This window comes from Amycolatopsis sp. FU40 (assembly GCF_021903635.1).
In the GTDB taxonomy this organism is placed as follows: Bacteria; Actinomycetota; Actinomycetes; order Mycobacteriales; family Pseudonocardiaceae; genus Amycolatopsis; species Amycolatopsis dendrobii.
Genome location: NZ_CP091381.1, coordinates 9222377 through 9245801 on the forward strand (window position 1 = coordinate 9222377; position 23425 = coordinate 9245801).

At 68.2% G+C, this 23425-nt stretch carries 18 protein-coding genes; 13 read left to right on the forward strand and 5 right to left on the reverse strand.

The annotated features are described in order from the left end of the window. The first annotated feature begins 62 nt into the window (after positions 1-62). Positions 63-1715 carry an FAD-dependent oxidoreductase gene (locus tag L3Q65_RS43760; protein WP_237598260.1) on the forward strand — a complete coding sequence of 551 codons (1653 nt, stop codon included), beginning with the start codon at positions 63-65 and terminating at the stop codon, positions 1713-1715. Beyond that, the gene (locus tag L3Q65_RS43765; protein ID WP_237598261.1) at positions 1712-3139 is read left to right on the forward strand and encodes an ATP-binding protein; all 1428 of its coding nucleotides are present in this window, start codon (positions 1712-1714) and stop codon (positions 3137-3139) included. The genes L3Q65_RS43760 and L3Q65_RS43765 overlap by 4 nt, the downstream gene beginning before the upstream one ends. A gap of 300 nt (positions 3140-3439) precedes the next feature. On the opposite strand, the gene L3Q65_RS43770 is transcribed toward L3Q65_RS43765, so the two are convergent. After that, entirely contained in the window at positions 3440-3943 is a 504-nt protein-coding gene (locus L3Q65_RS43770) for a DUF2993 domain-containing protein (RefSeq protein ID WP_237598262.1), read from the reverse strand. Between the two features lie 1040 nt (positions 3944-4983). On the opposite strand from L3Q65_RS43770, the gene L3Q65_RS43775 reads away from it, so the two are divergent. The 3 genes from L3Q65_RS43775 to L3Q65_RS43785 are packed head-to-tail and all read left to right on the forward strand — an operon-like array spanning position 4984 to position 6968. After that, positions 4984-5607 carry a pentapeptide repeat-containing protein gene (locus L3Q65_RS43775; RefSeq protein ID WP_237598263.1) on the forward strand — a complete coding sequence of 208 codons (624 nt, stop codon included), beginning with the start codon at positions 4984-4986 and terminating at the stop codon, positions 5605-5607. Positions 5608-5655: 48 nt separating this feature from the next. Next, positions 5656-6255 carry a sulfite oxidase-like oxidoreductase gene (locus L3Q65_RS43780; RefSeq protein WP_237598264.1) on the forward strand — a complete coding sequence of 200 codons (600 nt, stop codon included), beginning with the start codon at positions 5656-5658 and terminating at the stop codon, positions 6253-6255. Next, positions 6225-6968 carry a ferredoxin reductase gene (locus L3Q65_RS43785; protein WP_237598265.1) on the forward strand — a complete coding sequence of 248 codons (744 nt, stop codon included), beginning with the start codon at positions 6225-6227 and terminating at the stop codon, positions 6966-6968. The genes L3Q65_RS43780 and L3Q65_RS43785 overlap by 31 nt, the downstream gene beginning before the upstream one ends. Positions 6969-6981: 13 nt before the next feature. On the opposite strand, the gene L3Q65_RS43790 is transcribed toward L3Q65_RS43785, so the two are convergent. Then, complete coding sequence (locus L3Q65_RS43790; RefSeq protein ID WP_237598266.1) at positions 6982-9654, reverse strand: helix-turn-helix transcriptional regulator; 2673 nt, start codon at positions 9652-9654, stop codon at positions 6982-6984. Then, positions 9651-10793, reverse strand: a complete 1143-nt coding sequence (locus tag L3Q65_RS43795) for a molecular chaperone DnaK (RefSeq protein WP_237598267.1) — start codon at positions 10791-10793, stop codon at positions 9651-9653. Before L3Q65_RS43795 ends, L3Q65_RS43790 begins: the two co-directional genes overlap by 4 nt. A gap of 304 nt (positions 10794-11097) precedes the next feature. Here L3Q65_RS43795 and L3Q65_RS43800 point away from each other — a divergent pair, with 304 nt between their 5' ends. The 3 genes from L3Q65_RS43800 (at position 11098) to L3Q65_RS43810 (ending at position 16038) form a co-directional block, all read left to right on the forward strand. Continuing rightward, positions 11098-12426, forward strand: coding sequence for an IniB N-terminal domain-containing protein (locus L3Q65_RS43800; RefSeq protein WP_237598268.1), 1329 nt, complete (start codon positions 11098-11100; stop codon positions 12424-12426). Positions 12427-12523: 97 nt separating this feature from the next. Next, the gene (locus L3Q65_RS43805; protein ID WP_237598269.1) at positions 12524-14296 is read left to right on the forward strand and encodes a dynamin family protein; all 1773 of its coding nucleotides are present in this window, start codon (positions 12524-12526) and stop codon (positions 14294-14296) included. A 542-nt stretch (positions 14297-14838) separates the two neighbouring features. After that, a complete protein-coding gene (locus tag L3Q65_RS43810) occupies positions 14839-16038 on the forward strand; it encodes a GTPase (protein ID WP_237598270.1) in 1200 nt (399 codons plus the stop codon). Positions 16039-16551: 513 nt separating this feature from the next. Here the strand turns inward: L3Q65_RS43810 and L3Q65_RS43815 are convergent. Further along, positions 16552-16938, reverse strand: coding sequence for a pyridoxamine 5'-phosphate oxidase family protein (locus L3Q65_RS43815; RefSeq protein WP_182892367.1), 387 nt, complete (start codon positions 16936-16938; stop codon positions 16552-16554). Positions 16939-17037: 99 nt separating this feature from the next. Between L3Q65_RS43815 and L3Q65_RS43820 the strand changes: the two genes are divergently transcribed. From L3Q65_RS43820 to L3Q65_RS43840, 5 genes are read left to right on the forward strand one after another with little or no spacing between them, the layout of a single operon-like run. After that, a complete protein-coding gene (locus L3Q65_RS43820; protein ID WP_182892366.1) occupies positions 17038-17985 on the forward strand; it encodes an ABC transporter substrate-binding protein in 948 nt (315 codons plus the stop codon). Then, a complete protein-coding gene (locus L3Q65_RS43825) occupies positions 17972-18865 on the forward strand; it encodes an amino acid ABC transporter permease (protein WP_182892365.1) in 894 nt (297 codons plus the stop codon). Before L3Q65_RS43820 ends, L3Q65_RS43825 begins: the two co-directional genes overlap by 14 nt. Then, complete coding sequence (locus tag L3Q65_RS43830; RefSeq protein ID WP_304504539.1) at positions 18858-19625, forward strand: amino acid ABC transporter ATP-binding protein; 768 nt, start codon at positions 18858-18860, stop codon at positions 19623-19625. Before L3Q65_RS43825 ends, L3Q65_RS43830 begins: the two co-directional genes overlap by 8 nt. Then, positions 19622-21346 (forward strand): aminotransferase class V-fold PLP-dependent enzyme, encoded by a 1725-nt coding sequence (locus tag L3Q65_RS43835; RefSeq protein ID WP_182892364.1) that lies wholly within the window; start codon positions 19622-19624, stop codon positions 21344-21346. The genes L3Q65_RS43830 and L3Q65_RS43835 overlap by 4 nt, the downstream gene beginning before the upstream one ends. After that, positions 21346-22233: an aminoglycoside phosphotransferase family protein gene (locus L3Q65_RS43840; protein WP_237598271.1), complete on the forward strand. Its 888-nt coding sequence runs from the start codon at positions 21346-21348 to the stop codon at positions 22231-22233. Before L3Q65_RS43835 ends, L3Q65_RS43840 begins: the two co-directional genes overlap by 1 nt. Here the strand turns inward: L3Q65_RS43840 and L3Q65_RS43845 are convergent. Next, positions 22193-23359: a macrolide family glycosyltransferase gene (locus tag L3Q65_RS43845; RefSeq protein WP_182892362.1), complete on the reverse strand. Its 1167-nt coding sequence runs from the start codon at positions 23357-23359 to the stop codon at positions 22193-22195. The genes L3Q65_RS43840 and L3Q65_RS43845 overlap by 41 nt on opposite strands. Positions 23360-23425 lie beyond the last annotated feature (66 nt).

The following is a 23425-nucleotide window of genomic DNA, read 5'->3' on the forward strand; positions in this document are numbered from 1 at the left end:
GCACCGGTCCCTGATTCTGTTGTTTGCCGCGACAGCCGACGGGACACCGTAGGCTGTGCCGTGTGAGCCAGCCGATCCTGATGACCGTCGACGACGACCCCGCCGTTTCGCGGTCGGTGGCGCGCGACCTGCGTCGCCGCTACGGCAAGGACTACCGCGTCATCCGCGCCGATTCGGGCGCCGACGCCCTCGACGCACTTCGCGAGATCAAGCTGCGCGGCGACGCCGTCGCGGCGATCCTCGCCGACTACCGCATGCCGCACATGGACGGCATCGTCTTCCTGGAGAAGGCGATGGACCTCTTCCCGAACGCCCGGCGCGCGCTGCTGACGGCCTACGCCGACACCGACGCCGCGATCCAGGCGATCAACGTGGTCGACGTCGACCACTACCTGCTCAAGCCCTGGGACCCGCCCGAGGAGAAGCTGTACCCGGTCATCGACTCGCTCGTCGAGACCTGGCTGGCGGTCGGCGATCGGCCGGTGGAAGAGACGAAGCTGATCGGGCACCGGTACTCGGCGCCGTCGTTCCGGATGCGCGACTTCCTGGCTCGCAACGCCGTCCCGTATCGCTGGTACTCGGTCGACGACGAGGAAGCCGGCCGTATTCTCCAAGCCGCCGGCGCGTGCGAGACCGACATCCCGGTCGTGGTGACGCCGGACGGCACGGTGCTGAAACAGCCATCGGGAAGCGAGATCGCCGATGCGGTGGGCCTTTCCACGCAGCCCGCGCAGGACTTTTACGACCTGGTGGTGATCGGCGGCGGTCCGGCCGGACTCGGTGCCGCGGTGTACGGCGCTTCCGAGGGACTGCGGACCGTGCTGGTCGAGCGCAAGGCCACCGGCGGCCAGGCCGGAACCAGCTCCAGGATCGAGAACTACCTTGGCTTCCCGGACGGAGTGTCCGGCGCGCAGCTCACGGATCGAGCCCGCCGCCAGGCGCAAAAGTTCGGCGCCGAAGTGCTTACGGCCCGCGATGTCGTGGGTCTGGAAGCGCGCGGGTCGAGCCGGGTCGTGACCTTCGGCGACGGATCCGAGATCGCCGCGCACTCCGTGATCCTTTCCAGCGGCGTTAACTACCGAGCGCTGGAAGCCGAGGGAATCGCGGAGCTGACCGGCCGAGGTGTCTACTACGGCTCTGCCGCGACGGAAGCACCTGAGTGCTCGAACGACCACGTGTACATCGTCGGCGGCGCGAATTCCGCGGGCCAGGCGGCGGTGTTCTTCGCCCAGCACGCCACCGACGTGACGCTGCTGGTGCGCGGCGCGTCGCTGGAGTCGTCGATGTCGCACTACCTCATCGAGCAGATCGCTGCCATCGAGAACGTGCACGTCCGCACGCACACGACGGTGATCAAAGCGCACGGGGACGATCACCTCGAGTCCATCACGGTCTGCAAAGACGGCGTGACCGAGAAACTGGACACGGAACACCTCTTCATCTTCATCGGAGCCGCTCCGCGCACGGAGTGGCTGGGAAAGAGCGTCCTCAGGGACGCCCACGGATTCGTCCGGACCGGCCCAGACCTCGTGGAGGACGGACGCAGGCCGCCGGGATGGACCCTTGACCGCGATCCGCATTACCTGGAGTCGTCAGTGCCCGGCGTGTTCGTGGCCGGAGACGTGCGCTCGCAGTCGGTGAAACGCGTGGCGTCCGCCGTCGGCGAGGGTGCGATGGCCGTGACCCTGGTCCACCGTTACTTGGAGGAACAGTGACTCAGCCCGCCTTGCCGCGCGAGGAACTCCGCGGCCTGTTCTTGTTCGAACACCTCGCCGACGCGCAGCTCGACTGGATCGAGCAGAACGCGGTGCGCGAGGAGTTCAAAGCTGACTCCGTGGTGATCCGCGAGGGCGACCCGGCCACGTGCTTCTACGTTCTGCTCAACGGCGCGCTGCGGATGACCCGTGTGGTGGCCGGCGCCGAGGTCGAGATGAAGAGGTCTGATCAGCGCGGTTCCTACTGCGGTGCAACGCAATTCCTGGCCTACCAGGACAGCGAAGCCACCTACGGCGCGACGATCTACGCCGTCAGCGACCTGACCTTCCTCACACTCCCCGCCGCGGAGTTCGCCGTCGAATTCCGGCAATGGTTCCCGATGGCGGCGCACCTGCTGGAGGGGATGTACCTCGGCTGGCGCAACACCGACGCGCTGGTGTCGTCGCGCCGCAGGCTCGTCGCTCTCGGCGAGTTGTCCGCGGGGCTCATGCACGAACTCAACAACCCGGCCGCAGCTGCGGTACGAGCCACTGCCGCGCTGCGCGAGCGAGTCGCCGGCATGCGGCACAAGCTGGCGATCCTGGCGAAGAAAGACATCGACCCGGACCTGCTCGAACTGCTCCTCGACGTGCAGGAACGCTTGGTAAAGCAGGTCGGCGACGCGCCCAAGCTCTCCGCGATGCAGCAAGCCGACCGCGAGGACGAGATCGGCGACTGGTTCGACGACCACGGCATCGACCAGGGCTGGGACCTCGCCAGCATCTTCGTCGCCGCCGGGCTCACCCCGACGAATCTCGACCATGTGCTGGAATCGGTGGGCGAAGGACTGCTCGACGGCGCGATCCGCTGGCTCGCGTACGCGCTCGAAACCGAGATGCTGATGGGCGAGATCGAAGACTCGACCAGCCGGGTTTCCACGCTCGTGGGCGCGGCGAAGCAGTACTCGCAAATGGATCGCGCCCCGCACCAGTTCATCGACGTCCACGAAGGACTCAACTCCACGCTGGTGATGATGTCGGGCAAGCTCGGCGAGGGCATCCGCGTGGTCAAGGAATACGACTGCTCGATCGACCGGGTTCCCGCCTACGCAGCCGAACTGAACCAGGTGTGGACCAACATCATCGACAACGCCGTCGGCGCCATGGGCGGCGAGGGAACGCTGACCCTGCGCACGTGGCAGGTCGGCAAGCAGGTGCGGGTCGAGATCGGCGACACCGGGCCGGGGATCCCGGAAGAGGTGCGCCAGCGCATCTTCGAACCGTTCTTCACGACCAAAGGCGTCGGCGAAGGAACTGGTCTCGGCCTGGACATCTCGTGGCGGATCGTCGTGGAACGGCACTCGGGCGACATCAAAGTGACGTCGGAACCGGGTGACACGCGGTTCGAGGTCTGCCTTCCGGTCGAGGAGCAAGCGTCGCTCTGAACGCGCGCTTGCCCGTGGATGTCCGGCACGGCACCGGGATCTTCGGGTTCTTCGGAGCAGTTCTGCGGTGGTTGTCATCGGTGGTCTCCCCTCGGAGCGAACTGACGGCTCGATTCCGAGGTTAGCCGAGCGCACCGACAAGATTTCGGGCTGTTTTCGAGTTTCCCTTGTGCCCCAACGGTTTTCGATTTTTCCCTGATCGGGTGATGATTGCGAACGCGTGTTCGAGCACTCTGGAACACGGCAGTGCCGCGTCCATTGCTCGGGCCTAGAAGGGGTCCGGTGGGTGCCGCCGCCGGTTCAGGGGAGGGACCGTGATCCGAATCCGGGAAGTGTCAGTGTCATTGCCGCTGTCGTCAGCCAGGTCAGCAAGTCCGGCAGCGGAATCCGGGCGAGCCGTCCAGGCCATTCGTCGGCTGCGATCGTCAGCGCGAGCTCGTCTTCAGCAGGCCGGATTCCGGTCAGGCGCAAGCCTTTCGGCAGATCCGGGAGGGGAAGCACGATCGGCCGGATCCGCTTCGGCGGACGCCTCGTCCATCGTCCGAGGCGGAGTGCGGTCGGGGTCAGCACTATCGCGTCGTCTTCGATGCCCGCGACGAGAGTCAAGCATCCCCAGTGCGGATGCTTCCGCCAGCGCACCCGGAACCCTTCCGGATGCGGCGTCGCGATCAGGTCCGGACGTGCCGCCGCGACCCGATCCCGCACCACGGTCCCGCTCACTTCTATCTCGAGTTCGACAGATCCGGGAATCGCCGCTGGCGAAGGCAATCCTCGAAGCCGCACGTCTTTGGCGAGCACGGTCACGCGTCGCAACGGAATGCGTTCGACGTCTGGCTGCGCAGGCGATCCGACACTCGGCGGAATTGCCGGGCCAGCTTCGAGACCGGTGGACGCCCTTCCGGACCCGCGTCGAGAAGTCGTTCGTTCTGATTCGTGCGGTCCGGCCTTCGTTGCGTCAGATTCCGAGATGGGGTTCGATGCTGCGGCACCAGGTGTGGCTTCCGCGCTTCGGCGATTGCCTTGCGCCTGAACGGAACCCGACGATGCCGTGTTCTCTCGTGGACCGGATGGGCGTGCGTCAATTCGGTCGTCGGCGGACTGCGCGATCCGACCAGCCGCAAGCCCAGCCACGTCCGGCGGGCCGTCTGTCTTGTTTGTTTCGCCGGCGGGGGACCGAGTGCCCGTCGCAGCAGGCATGCCGAGCGCGTCCGCGGTGGTCGGGTCCGTCGTTTCGCCACGCGCGTTCGACGCTGCTCCGGCCGCTGCGGTTCGAGACGAGCGGGCAGTGCGGGCCAGGCTGTCAGCGCCGTGCTCAACGGGGGCCGCCGAACTGTTCGGAACGGGCCAGTCGACGTCTTCCGCGACAATGCGAACGTCTCCGACTCGACCTGTGGCCAGCCGAAGCGAGTCCGCCGGATAGTCGAGTTCGGTGAGCGTCAGGCCGACTTCGTGGCCTTGCACCGTGGTCGTAAGGCGACGGCCCACTAGTTGCTCGGTGACGGTCCGGGCGAGCGCGGCCGGGGTCGCGGGCACTGCGGGCAGCAGTGCCCGGCCCGCGGCGGCCAGGCCCGACAGTTCGGGCCAGGGCATCCAGGCATCGAACCATCGGCCTTCGCTCATCAGGCCATCGTATGGCTGTCCTGAGGAGACCGCTCCTCGCTGTGGCACGGGCCGCGTAACGGACAGGAAGGGGTCGATCACCCGAGCCGCCCGAGCAGCCATCGGCCCGGCAGATGCTGCGGTCTCGGTGATCCTGCTCGCCACCAGGCAGAACTCCGGCGCACCGAGCCGCTTGAGGTCGCGTCCGGCACCCGATCGGCAGGGCGGCGAACTAGGCTCGACGAATGTCTGAACACGACCACGAACCGTCCGACATCGAGACGGTCGAAGACCGCGTCTACCGGCGCGAAGACTGGTACGCGGAGGAGTTCACCGCACGTCGGTTCGTGCGCTGTGAATTCCACCAGGTCGACCTCACCGAAGCAGTCACGCGCGGTGTCTCCTTCCTGGACTGTGTGTTCGGAAACGTCCAGTTCAACGCTTCCCGGCACACCGACTCTGCGTTCACCGGCTGCGTGTTCAAAGGGTGCAATCTGTTCGATGCCGAGTTCACCGGATGCAAGCTGGTCGGCAGTCGATTCCAAGACTGCGACCTGCGGCCGTTGCGCGTGACCGGCGGAGACTGGTCTTTCGTCGGCTTGAACGGTGCTGACCTGCGTGGAGTCACGTTCCAACAGGTGCGGATGCGCGAAGCGGACCTCACCAAGGCGAAGTGTTCGGGAGCAGTGCTCACCGACGTGGATCTGTCTGGCGCAGAACTGCAGGACATCGACCTCGCGCGCGCCGAACTCCGGGGAAGCGATCTGTCATCCCTTGACCTGACTCGGGCGTCGCTGACCGGCGCGATCGTGTCCCCGGAACAGGCGGCGGTACTCGTCACGTCGCTCGGGCTGCAGGTACGCGGGTAGTCTCGCGTCTGGGGAACCGAACCGTCGGGTATGTCCGGAGGGAGCGCGATGGGAGTCGTCACACCAGGCTTCACCGGACGCGCCCGCGGTGCCAACCCGCGGCTGCCGCCGGGGCAGTATCTCGCCGAAGACTTCCCGGTTCTCTCGGCCGGGCCCACCCCTCGAGTGAGCACCGAGCGGTGGGAGTTCGCGGTAGTGACCGAGCGCGGCGAACGTCGCTCATGGTCGTGGCCGGAACTGATGGCGCTGCCGAGCGAGAAGATCACGGTCGACATCCATTGCGTCACCCAATGGTCCAAACTGGACACTCATTGGCGCGGCGTCCCAGTGGAAGCGCTCGTCGGGGATCTCGATACCGCCGCTGATTACGTTATGGCGCACTCCTATGGCGGCTACACCACAAACCTGCCGCTCGCGGATCTCCTCGGCGGACAAGCTTGGATCGCCTACGAATACGGCGGCAAGCCACTCACTCCGGAACACGGAGGCCCGGCTCGGCTGTTGGTGCCGCATCTGTACCTCTGGAAGTCCGCGCAGTGGGTGCGCGAGCTGCGGCTCGCAACGAAGGACGATCCGGGCTTCTGGGAAGCGGCCGGCTATCACGACTACGGAGATCCATGGCGAGAACAGCGGTATCAGGGCGACTAGCGTGGCGCGTCGCCCGGCTCGCCGAGATCCGGCAGGAGACACCGACGGCGCGTACCCTGGTCTTCGACATCCCAGGGTGGCCCGGTCATCTCGCGGGACAGCACGTTGACGTTCGCCTTACCGCAGCTGACGGCTATACGGCACAACGCAGTTACTCGCTCGCTGCACCGGCAAACGGAGACCGGATCGAACTAACCGTGCAACGGGTAGCCGACGGTGAAGTGTCCGAACACCTCACCGGCCCTTACGCGATCGGTGACCCAGTCGAAATTCGCGGCCCGATCGGCGGCTGGTTCGTGTGGCGTCCCGCCGACTCGGCACCGGTGCTGCTCGTCGCCGGTGGTGCGGGCATCGTCCCGCTGATGTCGATGATCCGGGCTCGTCGCAAAGCTGGCAGCAAAGCCTTGTTCCGGCTGGTCTATTCGCTGCGCACCCCGGCGGAGCTGTACTACGCCGAGGAACTCCGCCGACCCTATGCAGGCTTGGACATCACTTACGTCTACACGCGGGAGCTCCCGGAAGGGCGATCCGGCATTCCGCGGCGCATCGACGTCGCGACGTTGAACACCGCTGCGTGGCCCGCTGACTTCGGTGCGACCACGTACATTTGCGGGCCGACCGGGTTCGTAGAGGCCGCCGCGGACATCATGCTCGCGCTGGGACATTCGCCGCAGTCGATTCGGACCGAGCGTTTCGGCCCCAGCCGGGACTGAGTCCGTCCACGATTCAGTGCACGGTCGGCTTGGCGAGGAGTTCGCGCAGGGTCGCGAGCAGTTCGCGACGGTCTGAGGCACCGAGCTTGCCGCGAATGCGGGCCATGTGGTGTTCGACAGTCTTGCCGGAAATGAAGAGTTTGCTACCGGCTTGTTTGTAAGTCAGGCCGTCGACTACCAGACGGGCGACCTCAAGCTCGCGTTCGCTGAGTGCGCTCAAGCCGGTCGCCGCGCCTGGTGCCGGAGCGGCGGACTCAAGACGTCCGGTCGTGCCCTGGAACTGCCGAGCCGCTTCGAGCAGCTGGACCATCGCCTTGCGGTCAGAGGTGCGAATCGCGGCTTGGCCGGCCAGCCGGGCCGCGTCCCAGCACAGGTCCAGTTCATGAAGTTCCGCGGCGGCTGCGGAGATTTCTCCTGGATCGAACGTGCCGCTGAGCACCGCAAGCCAGCACCCAGCGGCGCGGGCGAGCGCGGCTGGGTAGCGGCCGCAGTCGGCGAAGCGGTTCAGTGCGGCCAGTTGCTGTTCCGCGGTGGTGCGGTCTTCTGTGGTGATCGCGGCGTGCAATTCATGCCAGCACAGCGAGACCGTCCACAAAGGAGGATTACCGAGGCGGTCGAGCATCGCGTGCGCGCGTTCTAACCGACGGGAAAGCTTGGCGTGTGCACCAGTCCGAGCGGCTGCGATTGCCAGTTCTCCCAACGGCAGCAACGTGAACAAGTCCACTTGCTGACGCATGGACGCCTGATACGCCCGCTCCCACGACTGTTGCAATCCGACCAGGTCGCTCGCTCGCCGGGCGAGGCCGAGTTCCAGCGTCGCGAAGAACAATTCGTCGCGAGCCTCAAGTTTGGTGCCAGCGACGGCGTCGCGGTGTTCCGTCGCCGCGGCGAGATGGCCGCCGGTCATCGCGACCCAGCCGAGCAGCAGCCGGTGCCGGGTGGCGAGCAGATCGCCGCCGACGTTGCTGGCCAGTGCTCGTTCAAGCACCGACTCTGCGAGCGCCAGTTCGCCTGCGTGCAGGCCCGCGAGCGCGGCGAGTGCCGCGGGGCTGTCCGGAAGCGGTGCGCCGCCAACTGCCGGTTCGAGCATCGCTGCGGCACCTACGAGCGTCGGCAACGCCTCCGTTCCGCAACCTAACACCGATTCCACGATCCCGCTTGCTGTTCGTGCAGCGGCACCGGTGAACAACGTCGGCGCGGCACCCGGCATCGGGACGTTGGCGACAGCTTGACCGTCGGTCGCCTGGCCGGTTCCGACGAGTGCGATCGTGGCGAACGCGTCCACCGCACCGGGGCCTGCCCAGCGATAGCTTTCGCCATTCGGTTGGGACGGCGTAGGGAACGAGGTATTGCTGTTGGGGGCGTAAGCGGTCGGTGTCGAGGAAGCGGGGTCGGCGGCAGCGTCTGCGCGGTGGGGGAGCGCGAAGGCTTGGGAATCTGTCGAGTTGGCTGATGGCCGCCGGGTTGCCGCTTGGTGGATCGTCGTCGCGTCGGCCGGACTTTCGTTGTCTGGCCGGGTGGAGTCATGGCCGCCGGAGTTGGCTCCCGGAGCGGTCGCGTGTTGGCGAGACCAGCTGTCCGTGGCTGCGGCCCAGCGGTACAGCTCCGCAGTTCGGGCCAGTTCGCCGCGGTGGGCGAGGACTGTCGCGGCGATCTCGGCACCGGCGGCTCGTGCTTCGGGGTCTTCGCCGGACAGCATGCCGTCGCCTAGGCGGAGGGCAGTGTCCAAATCTCCGGACAATGCGGCGGCGCGGGCCCAGCCCGTAGTGGTCGCGGCGTCGCGGGCCCCAGCGTCGGCTGCGGCTTCGAAGAGCCGTGCGGCGTGCTTTGGGTCGGTGGGGAGTGCTTCGCTCGCGGCCGTTGCGAATGCGGTCGCTGCGGAGGCACCGGAACTGCCGGCGTCGAGCAGAGACGTCGCGAGGTCAAGTACGGGCAGGCCCCGAGTCAGCTGTGCTTCCACGAGTTGCTGCAACACCGCTAGACGTCGAGCGGGTGGTCCGTAAGCGCGTACTGCTTCGGCGGCGGCAGGCAAGAGAATGTCTTCGGCGTCGAGGAGGCCGGTCGCGCGGGCGCCGTCGACGACTTCGGACAGTTCGTCTGGTGTGCGCTCCAGCAACGAACACAGCAGGTCGAGGTTGCGGGCCGCGCCGGCTTCGGCGGCGATGAGGTAGCGGAGGACGTCGTCGTCGAGCGCTGCCAGTTCGGCGCGGAAGTCAGCGAGACGGGCGGTTACTACCCGCTCCACGAGACGGGGGACACCACCGGTGCTGGCGTGCAGGGCGGGGGCGTCCGCTGTGCGGCCGGTGAGTTGTTTCGCGAGCTTCCCGACTTCGTCGACAGTCAACGGCGGCAGCAGCAGCGTTTCACCGAGAGACCGCAACGCTTGCGCGCGAGGGTTCGGACGGTGTGCCACCACGAGCGGTCCCTCTTTGGCGGCCGCGAGCATGGTGAGCCTGGTCAAGTCTTCGTCGTCGAGCTGGTCTGCGTCGTCGACGACCGTGGCCTCGACACCTGCTTCGCGGTAGCTGCGATCGAGCGCGCCCAACAAGGCGGTCTTGCCGTAGCCGCCGGGTGCGACGACCACGAGCCGGACTGGGGCCGCGGGGGCGTCGGCGAGTTGTTCGAGGAGGCGGCGGGCTGCGGGGTGGACGGCGTCGTTGCCGGTTTTCGCCAGCAGTGCGTTCAACAGTGACCTTCACCGGAGGGAGCTGCGGCTGGGTGGGCGCACGAGCTCAGGACAGGGGGACGGGGAGAAACGGGTTCCTTGTCGGCGGTCGCTTCGTGGGACGTGAGGACCGCGATCAGGATCGAGGAGCTGATCGCCAGCACTGCCGCCGCGGCGGCGAGCGGTCGCCATCGACCCAACAGTTTGGCAGCCCCCTCGGGCTCCGGCAGCGTGAATGGCGTGATCTCCACCGGCGGCCGCTCGGGTCTTTCCGGAAGTTCGGGTTCGCGGTCGACTCGCGGCAGCAGGGTGGTTTCGGGAGCAGGGGCTTCCCGTCGCGCGAGAGGCCTCGTCCGTTGGCTGGCAAGGATCCCGGCGCCGATGGCAGCCGTATCCGCAGGTTGCGGGCCGGTGAAGAACGGGCAGGGCAGACGTCCAGGGCGAGTGCCCGGGCCGGGTTCGCCGCAGAACACCAGGCCGGCCAGCGACTCGGGGGCGACGTTGGCCGCCTGCGCGAGACCGAACGCGGTCTTGACCGCGGCACCCGGCGCGACGCCCTCGGTGCTGTTCCGGGCGATCCAACCGCTGGCTCCCGAGGCGGTTGCCAAGGTGACGGTGACGCCGTCCGGGCCGAACTCGCACACCGCCGCTGTCCGGTCGCCCGCACCGGGCTCCGGGAGGTGGGCGTAGAGCGCGGCGATCGCGCTGGGAACGAGCGTGACAGCGGCGAAACCGGACTCTGCAAGCGACTGGCGCAGGAGTTCGCGTCGGTAACCGCCCCAGTCACCGGGCTGGGTGATGACGAGTTGGCGCGGCGGTCCGCCGGTCTGGCCGGCCGCGACGTCGGCGATGCCCTCGATGAAGACGGTGGTCAGGGACTCCGGGGTGAACGGTTCGCTGCCGATGAAGACCGGCACGTCGTCGCCGATGCGGCGGTGGAAACCGGTGATCAGGCGGGAAGGAACGGCGGCACCGGCTTGCGTGGCCGCGTCGCCGGTGAGCAGGTAACCCTCGTCGTCGAGGAAGAGCGCGGTCGCGGTCGCCGGCGACGTCTCGCCCAGCCACAACGGCTCGGGATCCTCCCACCGGTCACCTTGCCTGCGACGGAGCGCGGCGTGGGTCCGGGCAGCGCCGAGGTCGATGCCGAGCACGTAGGGCACCGCCGCTTCCTCCCTTCGTCGCAGTCAGGGTTCGGCCAAGGGGCGTAACTCACTGAACGGATACGCATCCTCACCCGTTCGGGTCAGACGGGCAAGAGTGGGGTGGGATTTAACCCAACCGGGTTCAGCGTGTCCGATCCCCTAACTCCCTAACGATCTCATATCGACCCCCTAACGGCTGAGCGAGGCGCGACTGGGTGTAAACCCCGATGTGAGCGGGGGTGCCCCGTCCCTACCTTGGGCGCCACGCCCGGCCGGGGAGGGCCGGGCATTCCCCGTAATCACTACAAGTGGAGATCCCCCCATGGATTCGGTGCAGACTCTGCACGACTTCACGCTCACCTTGCTCCAAGACCCGTCCGCGCTCGCCGCTTTCGGCCAGGACCCGCAGGCCGCGCTGGCCGCCGCTGGGCTGGGCGACATCAGCGCCGCCGATGTGAACGAGGTCGCGCCGCTGGTACTCGACTACGTGCCGGTGGACCACCTGGCCTCGCTCGGACATCTGCCCCAGGCGGGCGACCTGACCACTGCGCTCGGCGAGGGCCCGCAGGGCGCGATCGAGCAGCTGCAGGCACTCACCGCTTCGCTCGGCGTCTCGGCTGGCGGCGCCGCGGCGTCCGCGGGTACGCCGGGCCTCGGCGAACTGCCGGCGGTGCCGGGTGTGGGCGAGCTGCCCGGTCTCGGCGAGCTGCCGGGCGCGGGCGCGCTGCCTGCTGTCGGCGACCTCCCCGGTCTTGGCGAGCTGCCCGTCGTGAGCGACGTGGCCGGCGCTTCGGCGCTGCCCGCCGCCGGTGAGCTTCCGGGCCTTGGCGAGCTTCCGGCAGTGCCGGGCCTCGGCGAACTCCCGGGCGTCGGCCAGCTGCCGGGTCTCGGCGAGCTGCCGGGTGCCGGTGCTCTTCCGGGCGTCGGTGCGCTTCCTGGTGTCGGCGACGTCGCCAGCGCGGTTCCGGCCGTTCCGGCGCTGCCGGTGGCCGGCGAGCTGCCGTCGGTTCCGGCTGTGCCGGGCGTCCCGGCCGTTCCGGGGCTGCCCGCGGCACCGGGTCTGGGCGACGTGCAGAACGCTGCCGCGTCCGTCACCGCGCTGGTGCAGAACCCGGCCAGTGCACTCGCCCTGGGCAACGACCTGGCCAGCGGCCTGGACTCCAGCGCGGTCGCGCAGGCGAGCGGGCAGGCGGCCACCGCGGCTGACGGCGCCATCTCGCAGGTGCAGCACGTCGGCGGCGAGCTCGCGGCGGCTTCCCCGGTGAACGTCAGCGACCTGCCGGTCGCGAACTCCGCCGCGCAGGTCGCCGACCACGCGACCGAGGCGGGCGGCGGGATCGCCGGGCACGTCAGCGACGCTGTCGGGACCGTCACCGAGAACGTCGGCAGCCTGAGCAACACGCTCAGCGCCGACGGGCTGAACCACGCGGTGAACGGTGTGACCCAGCAGGCGCACTCGCTCATCTCGCACGGCGAGTCCGAGCGTTCCGACGCCGCGACCGAGACGCACACCGGGACCGACGCGGGCGTCGGCATGGTGCACGACACCGTCTCGACGGTCTCCGACCTCGGGCACCAGGGCCTCGGCCTTGACCTGCACGCCGGTGCGGAGACCTCGCACGGCGGCGGTGAGCTGCACATTTCCCTCTGAGCAAGGGTAATTCGGGGGTGGCTTCGCGGTCTGGGTGCGACCGCGGAGCCACCACCCGGTTCGGATACTCCCCGTACACGGGGGACACTGGTTCGCCGTGACGGCTCCAGCTTGGCTCGAAGTGCTCGCCGAGACCTCGGATGCCTGCCGGACGCACGGCCGCGAAGACCTGGCGCAACGCCTTCGCCGGCGTCAGGACCGGCCGCCGGGGGGCACGCGGGTCGCTGTGCTCGGTTTTCCCAAGCAAGGCAAGGGTTACCTGGTCAACGCGGTGCTCAATGCGCCGGTCTGCCCGGTCGGCGACGCGGCGACCCCCGCGGTGCCGATCGAAGTCGGGTACGCGGCCGAACCCGGCGCGACGCTCGTCGGACGCGCCGACGAACGCGTCCCGGTCGAGATCGAGAAGCTGACCGGCGAGGTGGGCGCCCGGCCGGCCGGGTCGCTGCGGAAGGTCGAGGTCGGGGTTCCGCGCGATCTGCTGTCCGCGGGCTTGGTGCTCATCGACACCCCGGCGATCGGCGATCCGAGGTCGCCGCGCACAGCTGCCGCTCTTGACGTTCTCGCGGACGCCGACGCGGTCATTCTTGTCTCAGACGCAGCCGCTCCGCTGGATCCGGCCGAGCTGGCGTTGGCCCATCACATCCGGACGTGGTGTCCGCACGTGGTCATCGCGCTGACCAAGATCGACGTCAGCGCCGGATGGCGGACGGTCGCCGAACAGAACCGGACCGCGCTGTCCGCTGCGGGGATCGATTCGCCGGTGCTGCCGGTGTCGGCGACGGTTCGTTTCGCGGCGGCCAAGGGCGGCGATCAGGACCTCAACGTGCGGTCTGGGTTCCCGGAGCTGCTTTCCTGGATCGCGACGCAGGTTTCGCGACCGGCGGAGAGCACGGCCGCGTTGCTCGCGGCGGTGAGTGTGCGCGCAGCGGCGGCCGAACTGGTCGAGACGTTGCGGGCGCGCGCCGAGGCAGCGGGGCAGGAAGCAGGCGTTGACCAGACGACGTTGCTGCAACGTTCGCAACGTCGCGCTGACGAGCTGCGCCGACGCAACAGCCGCTGGCAGAACTTGCTGGCGGACGAAATCGCCGACCTGCAGTCCGACGCCGAATACGACCTGCGCGAACGCACTCGAAAGATCGTCGAGACCATCGACGAGACCTTCGACCGCGGGGACCCGGTGAAGGTGTGGGACGAGTTCGGGCCGTGGCTGGACAGCACGCTCGCGGAAGCGGTCGAGACGACCTACACGTTCGCGGCCGAACGCGCGGAGTGGATCGCACAAGCGGTGGCGGTGAGCTTCGGCGCGCAATACGACCTGCCGGAACTGGCCTTGACCGACTCCGGCGCGGACCGGATCGCCGAGGTGCGGCAGCCGCGGATCGAGCGGTTCAAGATCGGGCAGAAGGCGTTCACCGGCCTGCGCGGTTCGTACGGCGGCGTGCTGATGTTCGGCCTGGTGACCGGGCTCGCGGGGCTGCCGTTGATCAACCCGGTGTCGATCGGCGCCGGCGTCGCGTTCGCCGCGAAGACGATCAGCGACGAGGGCGGCATGCGGCTGCAACGTCGGCAGGCGGTGGCCAAGATGACCGCGCAGCGGCACGTCGACGACGTGTTCCTGCGGTTCAGCAAGGAATGCCGCGACGCGATCCGCCACGTGCAGCGACGGTTGCGGGACCATTTCACCGAGCTTGCCGACAGTCTCGCCGACGAGCTGACACGAGAACGCGAGATGATCATCGCCGGTTCGGCCGAACGGGAACGGCGCAGCGCGGCGCTGCGGCGCGAGATCGACCGGCTCGCGGGCTTGCACAAGCGGGCCGGGGAGTTGGGGATGCTGGCTAATCGGGCGCCCAAGGAGTTGCCTGCGTGACCTCCGCGCCGTGGGCTTGGTTCTGGCGGGCGTTCGCGGCTAGCGGGAGCAGTGGTGGTGGCCGACCAGCTGCGGAGGAGTTGTCTGCGTGGCTTCGACTTGGCGGGCCGCGCATGGTGCGCTTTTGGCGGTGCTGGCGGCTTTCCGCGGGCTGATGGTGCTGGTCGGAGGAGACACGGTTTCTGAGCGCTGGCGGCCTCATCCTTAGCCCTGCGCGGACTTCCGCATTGTGGGAGTGAGTTGGTCTTTGGCGCGGTTGAGGCGTTTGCTGCAATAGGGCTGGAGCAAGTCGGGTGTGGGTGCGATCGGTTAGTGACGGCATGCTCCGGCTGGGTTGCATCGCTCCAATCGCGGGAGATGCGGCTGCTTGGCGGAAGGTTCAGTCGTCGGGAAAGCGCCGTTCTTGGGCGGTTGAGGGTGTTTCGGGAGATAACGGCTGGGCTGGTGAAGGTGGGCTTGGGCCTCGGTGAGCGGGACGTTGCCGGGTAGTCGAGGATGTTCGGGGCTGTGCCGGGTGAGTCGAGCGAGGAGTGGTGTCGCGCGTGGTTGAGGACGTTCGGGCGCTTCTGGTGGATGCTTGTGCGTACTACCGCGACAGTCCGAGGGCTTCGGCGTTGCTGGGGGAAGCGCTAGATCATCTCGACGAGCCGCTTCGGGTGAGCATCGGAGGGGCTGCGGGGACGGGGAAGTCCACGTTGGCTGCGGCGTTGGGGGATTGGCCGACGCGGGCGTTGCGCGATCTGGAGTTTCTCGATGCGCCGCCTCCGTCGACGCTCACTGACGCATCCGTACGGCTGCTACGCCACCTTGAGCCCGAACAGTTGGCGACGCTGCGCCCGACAACGCCTTCAGCGTTCGCGCGGCAGACGGCCGTTGACACGATCCTTGTGCTTGCGCGCGCGGACGAAACCGGCGCAGGGCGGATCGACGCACTGCTTACTGCGAAGCAGATTGCGCGGCGCGCGTGGCGCGAAGACCCGCTGTGTAGTGGGTTTCAAGGCGTGATCGCTGTGGCGGCGCAGCTTGCGTACGGCGCGCGCGCGTTCACTGACGACGAGTTCGAGCTTCTCGCGGCCTTCGCGGCCGTGCCTCGTGAGGAGTTGGAGCGGTATCTGCTCTCAGTGGATTCATTTACTGATCCGGCGTTTCCGGGGCCGGTGGCGGTCGAGACGCGACGGTCGTTGGTGGTGCGCTTCGGGCTGTTCGGGGTGAAGCTTGCACTGACGTTGATCCGTACCGGCTGTGATGACCGGGTGAAGCTGTCGACGGAACTGGTGCGGCGCAGCGGTCTTGGCGAGCTACGCGACACTATCGCGGGTTGTTTCGCAGCGCGTGCGGACGCGTTGCGTGCGCGGACTGCGTTGATTCGGCTGGAGACTGTGTTGAACGCGGAGCCCCGACCGCACAGTGATCGGCTTGCGGCGCGGGTTGAGCGGTTTTCGGCTAGCGCGCATGACTTCCGCGAGTTGCGGCTGATCGCGGACATTCGTGGCGGGCGTACGGCTTTGGCGGGGGAGTCGGCGGAAGAAGCTGTGCGGTTGCTGGGCGCGGAGGGGACGGCGTCCGAGGAGAGGCTGGGGCTTGAGGCGGGTACGGATCCGCGCGAGATGTACGAGGCCGGTCTTGACGCGGTGATGCGGTGGCGGCATGAGGCGGAGCGGCCGGACCGGGCGTTGGCGGAGCGGGCTGCGGCGCAGGTTGTGGTGCGCAGTGCGGAAGGGTTGCTGGCGCAGTTCGTGTGACTGGGGCAGTCGTCCGGGGCGATCGCCCAGGACGGTTGGCTGAGACGGTTGACGGGGCGCTTGACCGACGTTGCCGACCAGCGTGGCTGAGCGGGGCGGTTGACTGAGATGACTGGCGGGGGCAACTAGCCGGGTTTGGCGACCAGGGCGACCGCCCGGGACGACTGACCGACTGACCGGGATGTGTTACTGGGACGGCCGCCTGGGGCGACTGGCTCGGCGTGGATGACTGGGGCAGTCTCCTGCGGCAGCCGACGGGTGGATGCCTGGGACGTTCGACCTAGGCGAATGACGGGGGCGGCTGACCCGGGCGGACAACCAGGACGGTCGACCTGAACGACTGACTCAAACCCACCGGCTGACCGGCTGGGGGGCCACAGGTCGGGGCGACTAACTAGGGCGCCTGACCAGAGTGATCAGGCCGGGCGACCGACCAGGGCGACTGATCAGGGCGACCGGCCGGGGCGACTGACCAGGGCGACTGACCAGGGCGATCGCCTGGAGTTCGGAATCTCAGGCGTTGCCCAGCACGCGTCCGATGGTGAGCTCCAGGACCACTCGCTGCGGGTTTTCCCGCGGCGTCCGGTACCGCTGGGCGTAGCGTTCTTCGGCGTCGCGGACGGAAGCAGCGTCGTCGAGGAGGCGGATTCGGCCTTCCAGCGTCGACCAGGTCCGGCCCTCGAACTGGCACACCGCGGCGGCCAAGCCCGAGTCGCCGGCGGCGCGGATGAGGCGGGCCTTGTACGAGGTCCCGGAGGCGATCACGCGGGCGATGCCTTGTTCGAAGTCGACCGTCACGCCGACCGCTACTACGTGCGGTGTTCCGTTGGGGCGCACTGTCGTGAGCGACGCGAGCCGCCGTTCGGTCCAGAACTGGCGGAAGCTCTCGTCGAGGGTCATGTCCGCACGCTAGACGAGACAGAATTTCAACTGCTTGTTGACCTCTTTAACAACCAGTTGTAGCGTCCCGCGGAACCAACGACGTCCTGGAGGATCCGCATGTCGTCGCTTCGTTCCCGTGCCTGGCAGGCCGCGCTGCTGGGCGGTCTGCTCGTGTTCGCTGCCGCCTGCGGAGGAGGTCCCGACGGGGCCGGCGGCGGGCAGCAGCAAAAGCCGAGCGCTGTTCCGGACAACACTGCGTTGCTCGGGGCGATCAAGGCCGACCCGCAGCTCGCCGGAGGGCTGCCGCCGGCTGTTGCGCAGGCCAAGACGTTGCGGCTGGCGTCCAATATCCAGTCCGCGCCGAACAACTTCTACGCGGCTGACGGCAAGACGCCGATCGGCTACGAGGTCGATCTGGCCAAGGCGGTCGGGGCGAAGCTCGGGGTGACTGTCGCGTACCAGGACCTGGCGTTCGGTTCGCTGATCACGAGCCTGCAGTCCGGCCGCGTCGATCTGACCATGGCCGCGATGAACGACACCAAGGAACGCCAGCAGCAGATCGATTTCGTCGACTACTTCTCGTCCGGCATCACGATCATGATCCGCAAGGGCAACCCGGACGGCATCACCGGGCCGGACACGTTGTGCGGCAAGAACGTGGCAGTCGTACAGGGCACCAGTCACCAGAAGTTCGCCACGGCGCAGAGCGCGAAGTGCACGCAGGCGGGCAAGCCTGCCATCACGGTCACCGCGACTGACAGCGACAACCAGAACCAGAACCAGCTGCGCACCGGTCGCGTCGCGGCGATTCTCAACGACCTGCCGAGCGCGGTCTACATCTCGCGCACCGCGGGCGACGGCAAGTTCTTCGAGGTCGTGCCCGGTCAGCCGATCGAGGGCGGACCGTACGGGATGGGCTTCGCGAAGAACAACTCGAAGCTGCGCGACGCCGTCAAGCAGGCGTTGCAGTCGCTCGTCGCCGATGGCACGTACGGCAAGATCCTGCAGTCCTGGGGCGTCGAGCAGGGCGCGATCAAGGAGGCGGCCGTCAATGGCGGAAGCTGAACCGCTGCCGATCGTCCGGCTGCGGCACTGGGGTCGCTGGGTCAGCGCGGCGGTGATCGTCGCACTGCTGGTGCTGCTGGGTTTCGCGCTCGCGCAGGCGCAGATCGAGTGGGGTTCGGTACCCGACTTCGTGTTCTACCGCGTGATGGCGCTCGGCCTGCTCAACACGGTCGTGCTGGCGGTGATCGCGCAGGCGATCGCGATCGTGCTCGGCATCCTGATCGCGTTGCTGCGGCTCAGCGCCAACCCGGTCGCGAAATGGTTCGCGGCGGCCTACATCTGGCTGTTCCGCGGGCTTCCGGTGCTGTTGCAGATCCTGATTTGGTACAACCTGGCGCTGATCTTCCCGACCGTCTCGATCCCGCTGCCGTTCGGCGGCTACCTCGTCCACGAGCCGACGAACGTGCTGATCAGCGCGTTCACCGCGGCGCTGCTCGGGCTGGCGCTGAACGAGAGCGCGTACATGGCGGAGATCGTCCGCGCCGGGCTGACCAGCGTCGACGCCGGGCAGACCGAGGCGGCGAAATCCATCGGCATGACGCCTGGCGCGACACTGCGCCGGGTCGTGCTGCCGCAGGCGATGCGCGTGATCATCCCGCCGACCGGCAACGACTTCATCAACATGCTCAAGGGCACGTCGATGGCTTCGGTGATCGGCGTGACCGAGTTGATCCACGCGGCCAACAACATCTCGTCGAACAACCTGCTGGTGATGGAAACGCTGATCGCGGCGGCGATCTGGTACATGGTCGTGGTGACCGTGGCCGGTGTCGGCCAGCATTACCTTGAACGATCGTTCGGGGCAGCTGACCGAAGTCCCGTCGCGCGGGTCGGGAAGGCGTTCAAGGGGATGCCGCTGGTGAGGGGTGCGCGTGTCTGAACCGCTGCTGAAAGCTGTCGGGGTCCGCAAGAACTACGGGCACACCGAGGTGCTCAAGGGCATCGACCTGGAGGTCCGCAAAGGACAGGTGGTGTGCCTGCTCGGGCCGTCGGGAGCGGGGAAGAGCACTTTTCTCCGCTGCCTCAACCATCTCGAGACGATCGACGGCGGCCAGGTCTGGGTGGACGGCGAGCCGATCGGGTTCAAACTGCGCGGCGGCAAGCTGTACGAGCTGCGGGAGAAGGACGTCGCGCGGCAGCGCAGGGACATCGGCATGGTTTTCCAGCGGTTCAACCTGTTCGGGCACCGGACGGCGCTGGAGAACGTGGTCGAGGGACCGGTGCGGGTGCTCGGCGCCGACCCGGCGCAGGCCCGGAAAGAGGCGCTGGACCTGCTCGACCGGGTCGGGCTCGCGGACCGAGCGGGCGCTTACCCAGGGCAACTGTCCGGCGGGCAGCAGCAGCGCGTCGCGATCGCACGGTCGCTGGCGATGAAGCCGAAGCTCATGCTGTTCGACGAGCCGACGTCCGCGCTGGACCCGGAGCTGGTCGGGGAAGTGCTCGCGGTGATGGGTACGTTGGCTCGGGAGGGGATGACGATGGTGGTCGTGACGCACGAAATGGCTTTCGCCGCGGAGGCCGCCGACGAGGTGGTGTTCCTCGCTGACGGCGCGGTGGTCGAAACCGGGCCGCCGGAGCGGGTGCTGAAGTCCCCGGAACACGAGCGGACGCGGCAGTTCCTCGCGCGGGTCCTCTCGTGACCCGCATTCCGCCCCGGTACCTGCTCCAGTTCGACGAGCCCGCGGGCTACCTGGACTTCGCGCGGTTCGGGCCGCCGTCGCACGCCGTCTTAGACACCACCGCGCGGCTGCTGGAGGCGACGACCAAGGCCGGTCCGTCCACTGTGGACGAGCTGATGCGGCAGGAAATCCGGGCGAAGGCGGCGGCAGCACGGCTTTGCGGCAGCGACACCGACCACACCGTGCTGCTCCCGCACACCAGCCTCGGCCTGTTCCAGGCTGCGTTCAACAGCCACGGCGAAGTACTCGTGTCGGCCGCGGAGTTCCCGGCCAACACGTACCCGTGGGCGCGCGCCGAGCAGGCCGGACGCGTACGGATGCGGCGGCTGGAGGGCGGTTACGTCACCGCCGACCGTCTCGCGGAAGCGCTCACGCCGGAAACCGCTGTCGTTTCGGTGAGCGCGGTCGATTTCCGCACCGGTTACCGGGCTGACCTCGCCGCATTGCGCGAGGTGGCCGGCGATCGGCTGCTGGTGGTCGACGGGATCCAGGGCTTCGGGGTCGTCGACGCGCCGTGGGAGGTCGCCGACGTGCTCGTGGTCGGCGGGCAGAAGTGGCTGCGAGCGGGCTGGGGCACCGGGTTCGCGGTGCTGTCCGACCGGGCGCTGGCGCGGATGGACCCGATCCTGTCCGGCTGGACCGGCGCGCGCGACCCTGGCTTGTTCGATAACGAGATCCACCCGGCCGACCCGACCGCGGCGAGCTGGTCGATCTCCAACCTCAGCCCGGTCACGTCCGGCGCGTTCGCGGCGGCGCTCGAACTGGTCGAGGAAACCGGCGTCGCGGCGATCGCGGGCCGGATCGACGAACGCGTCGGCGAACTCGAGGAGGTGCTGCGCTCGTTCGGCGCGGAGATCGTGTCGGCGACCGAACGGCGGGCCGGGATTCTTGCGTTTTCGTTGCCGGACAAGCCCGCCGAGCAGGTCGGGGCGGCGTTGACGGCGGCGGGGATCGCGGCGACGGTGCGTCCGGAACACGTCCGGTTGTCGCCGCACGCGTCGACCCCGGCCGCGGCTGCCGAACAGGTGCGGGACGCGCTGGAAACGCTGCTGCGGCCGCGTCGGGTCGTGCCGGTCGCGTCGGCTGCGGGCACCGCGACGCATGAGCTGCTCACCGCGCTGATTCCGGCGGTGGACGGGCTGGCGGCGATGCTCGGGCCGGGCAACGAGGTGCTGCTGCACGACCTGTCGCGGCTGCCGGATTCGATCGTCGCGATCGCGGGGAAGCTCACCGGTCGTTCGGTCGGCGGGCCGATGACGGATCTGCTGCTCGGGCTCGTCCGGCGCGGCACGACGCAGGACCTGACCAACTACCGCACGCACAGTCCGGATGGTCGCGAGATCCGTTCGTCCACGTTGTTTTTGCGTGACGCCGAGGGTACGGCGATCGGGTGCCTGTGCGTGAACAGCGAACTGCCCGCGGCGGCGCAGACGTCGGAGGAACGGCGGGAGGAGACGTTCCTGCCGGACGTCGACAGCCTGCAACGGTTCCTCGTCGGACGCGCGATCGGGAAGTCCGGGATTCCGGTGGAGCTGATGAAGAAGCGCCACAAGTCGGCGGTGGTCCGGGAGCTGGACGAGGCCGGGTATTTCCTGATCAAGGACGCGGTGGACCACCTGGCCGCGCAGCTCGAGGTGACGCGGTACACGATTTACAACTACCTCAACGAGATCCGGGCCTGATGAGCGTCGTCGTACCGGCCAGGTTGGCGAAGGCGGTGCGGCGGCGCGAGGGTGCCGCGGCTGAGGCTTGGCTACGGGAACTGCCGGGGTTGGTCGAGGATGCCTGCGTGAGGTGGGACTGTCAGATCGCGGGCTCTCCGCTGCACGGGGAGACGGCGTTGGTGCTGCCCGTCGAATGCGCCGGGCAGGCGGCCGCGCTCAAGATTTCGTTTCCTCATCAGCATTGTGCGGCGGAAGCGGCGGCGTTGAAGCACTTCGACGGTGCCGGGGTGGTTCGGCTGCTGGAGGCTTCTGCTGACAGCAGCACGCTTTTGCTCGAACGCGTCGGTCCCGCGACACTGGAGACAGTACGAGTGGAGGAAGCGACCGAGATCGCGGGCGAGTTGGCCCGTCGGCTGGCGGTGCCCGCCCCGGCCGGGACTCGGGCGCTCTCCTCGACAACCGGGCCGTGGCTCGCGCAGCTGGATCAGCAGGCGATGCCAGGTTTGCTGCCGAAGCGCGAGGTTGATCGGGCGCGGGAACTGATCGCGTTCCTCGCCGATGACCGGACCGGCACGATGCTGCACGGTGATCTGCATTTCGGGAACGTGCTGCGGGCGCGACGGGAACCGTGGCTGGCGATCGACCCGATCGGGTGGCGCGGGACGGCTGCGTTCGACGCGTTCACCGTTGTCGCGAGAAGAAGACGGGCAGATGACCTGACCGCGTTGATCACCCGGTTTTCCCGGGCCGCACAGACAGATCCGGGCCTGGCAGCGCGTTGCTGCCAGGCCCGGGCGGTCAGTGCTTATCTGCACCAGGAACACACTGGCGGCGCATGGTTCGACCGCGACGTGCTCCTCGCACTTATTTCAGGAACTTCTCCACCGCGTCCGCGGCCGCGGTAATCCCGCCGTTGGCACGGATTTCCGAGCGCAGCTCAGCCAACCTCGCGGCAACGTCCGATGAACTGCTGACTTCATCGACGGCTTCGCGCAGGGACTTGGCGGTCACCTGGTCCGCGGGCAGATGCTTGCCGACTCCCAACGCTTCCAGCTGCGCGGCGTTGCCGAACTGGTCGACGGCTTGCGGAATGGCGACCGTCGGGACGCCGTACCACAGGGATTCCGTGCAGCCGCCCATGCCGGCGTGCGTGATGAAGGCGGACGCGACGTCGAGAATCGCCAGTTGCGGCACCGTTTCGTGCACCTCGACCGACTTCGGCAGCGGGCCGAGATCGTCCTTCGAGACGTGCTTGCCGATCGAGAGCACGACGTGCCAGTCCTCGAATTCGGTGATGCAGTGCCGGTAGACGTCCAGCTGGTCGTTGTACGCGGTGCCGAACGACACGAGCAGCACGGGTTTCCCGTCGGACGGCGGTGTCCAGTGCTCCGCAGCGCGCGCCGGGTCAAGGCACGGGCCGACGAACTGGACGCGGTCCTCCGGCACGCGGTCGGCGTTCGGCTGCATCGCGCGCGGGATCAGCGACAGGATCGGCACCGGTCGCGCGAGCCACGTCCAGGCGTCTTCGGTGACTCCGTTTTCCGCCAGCCACTCGGTGAATGCCCGGTCGTAGTCCACTCCGGACGGTGAGGTGCGGATCGGGTCGAGGACGTCGGCGAGTTCTTCCTCGTAGCCGTCCCAGGCGACGTAGGCGGGGGAGAGCTGCACCGCGGGCACGTCGTAGCGGAGGCCGAGCAGCGGGGCGCCAAGGCCGCCGATGTCGTAGAGCAGCAGGTCCGGCCGGTCCTGGTCGAAGGTTTCGATCAGCCGCGGGTGGATCGCGATGGCCTCGTCGAGGAAGACGCGCATCGCTTCGGCCGGGTCTTCCGGCCATTCCGCGTCCGGACCGAGCGGGAAGATCGTGGGATGCGCGACGACGTCCGCGCCGGTCGCTCCGACCAGTTCGGCGAGCGGTTCGCCGACGACGTAGCTGACCCGGTGCCCGCGTCGCACCAGTTCGCGGACGATCCCCAGCGACGGGTAGATGTGGCTCGGCGCGGAACAGCCGACCACGACGATGTGCTTGCCCATGAGGCGAAAGTGTCCTTTCCGGACGAGATGCGGTCCGGCACGCGGAACGGGAGCCGCCCGATGGCG

Coding starts and splice junctions, on each gene's coding strand:
- L3Q65_RS43840 (WP_237598271.1), top strand. CDS start 21,346: ATGAGCGTCGTCGTACCGGCCAGGTTGGCGAAGGCGGTGCGGCGGCGC.
- L3Q65_RS43820 (WP_182892366.1), top strand. CDS start 17,038: ATGTCGTCGCTTCGTTCCCGTGCCTGGCAGGCCGCGCTGCTGGGCGGT.
- L3Q65_RS43800 (WP_237598268.1), top strand. CDS start 11,098: ATGGATTCGGTGCAGACTCTGCACGACTTCACGCTCACCTTGCTCCAA.
- L3Q65_RS43785 (WP_237598265.1), top strand. CDS start 6,225: ATGGCGAGAACAGCGGTATCAGGGCGACTAGCGTGGCGCGTCGCCCGG.
- L3Q65_RS43780 (WP_237598264.1), top strand. CDS start 5,656: ATGGGAGTCGTCACACCAGGCTTCACCGGACGCGCCCGCGGTGCCAAC.
- L3Q65_RS43825 (WP_182892365.1), top strand. CDS start 17,972: ATGGCGGAAGCTGAACCGCTGCCGATCGTCCGGCTGCGGCACTGGGGT.
- L3Q65_RS43775 (WP_237598263.1), top strand. CDS start 4,984: ATGTCTGAACACGACCACGAACCGTCCGACATCGAGACGGTCGAAGAC.
- L3Q65_RS43815 (WP_182892367.1), bottom strand. CDS start 16,938: ATGACCCTCGACGAGAGCTTCCGCCAGTTCTGGACCGAACGGCGGCTC.
- L3Q65_RS43845 (WP_182892362.1), bottom strand. CDS start 23,359: ATGGGCAAGCACATCGTCGTGGTCGGCTGTTCCGCGCCGAGCCACATC.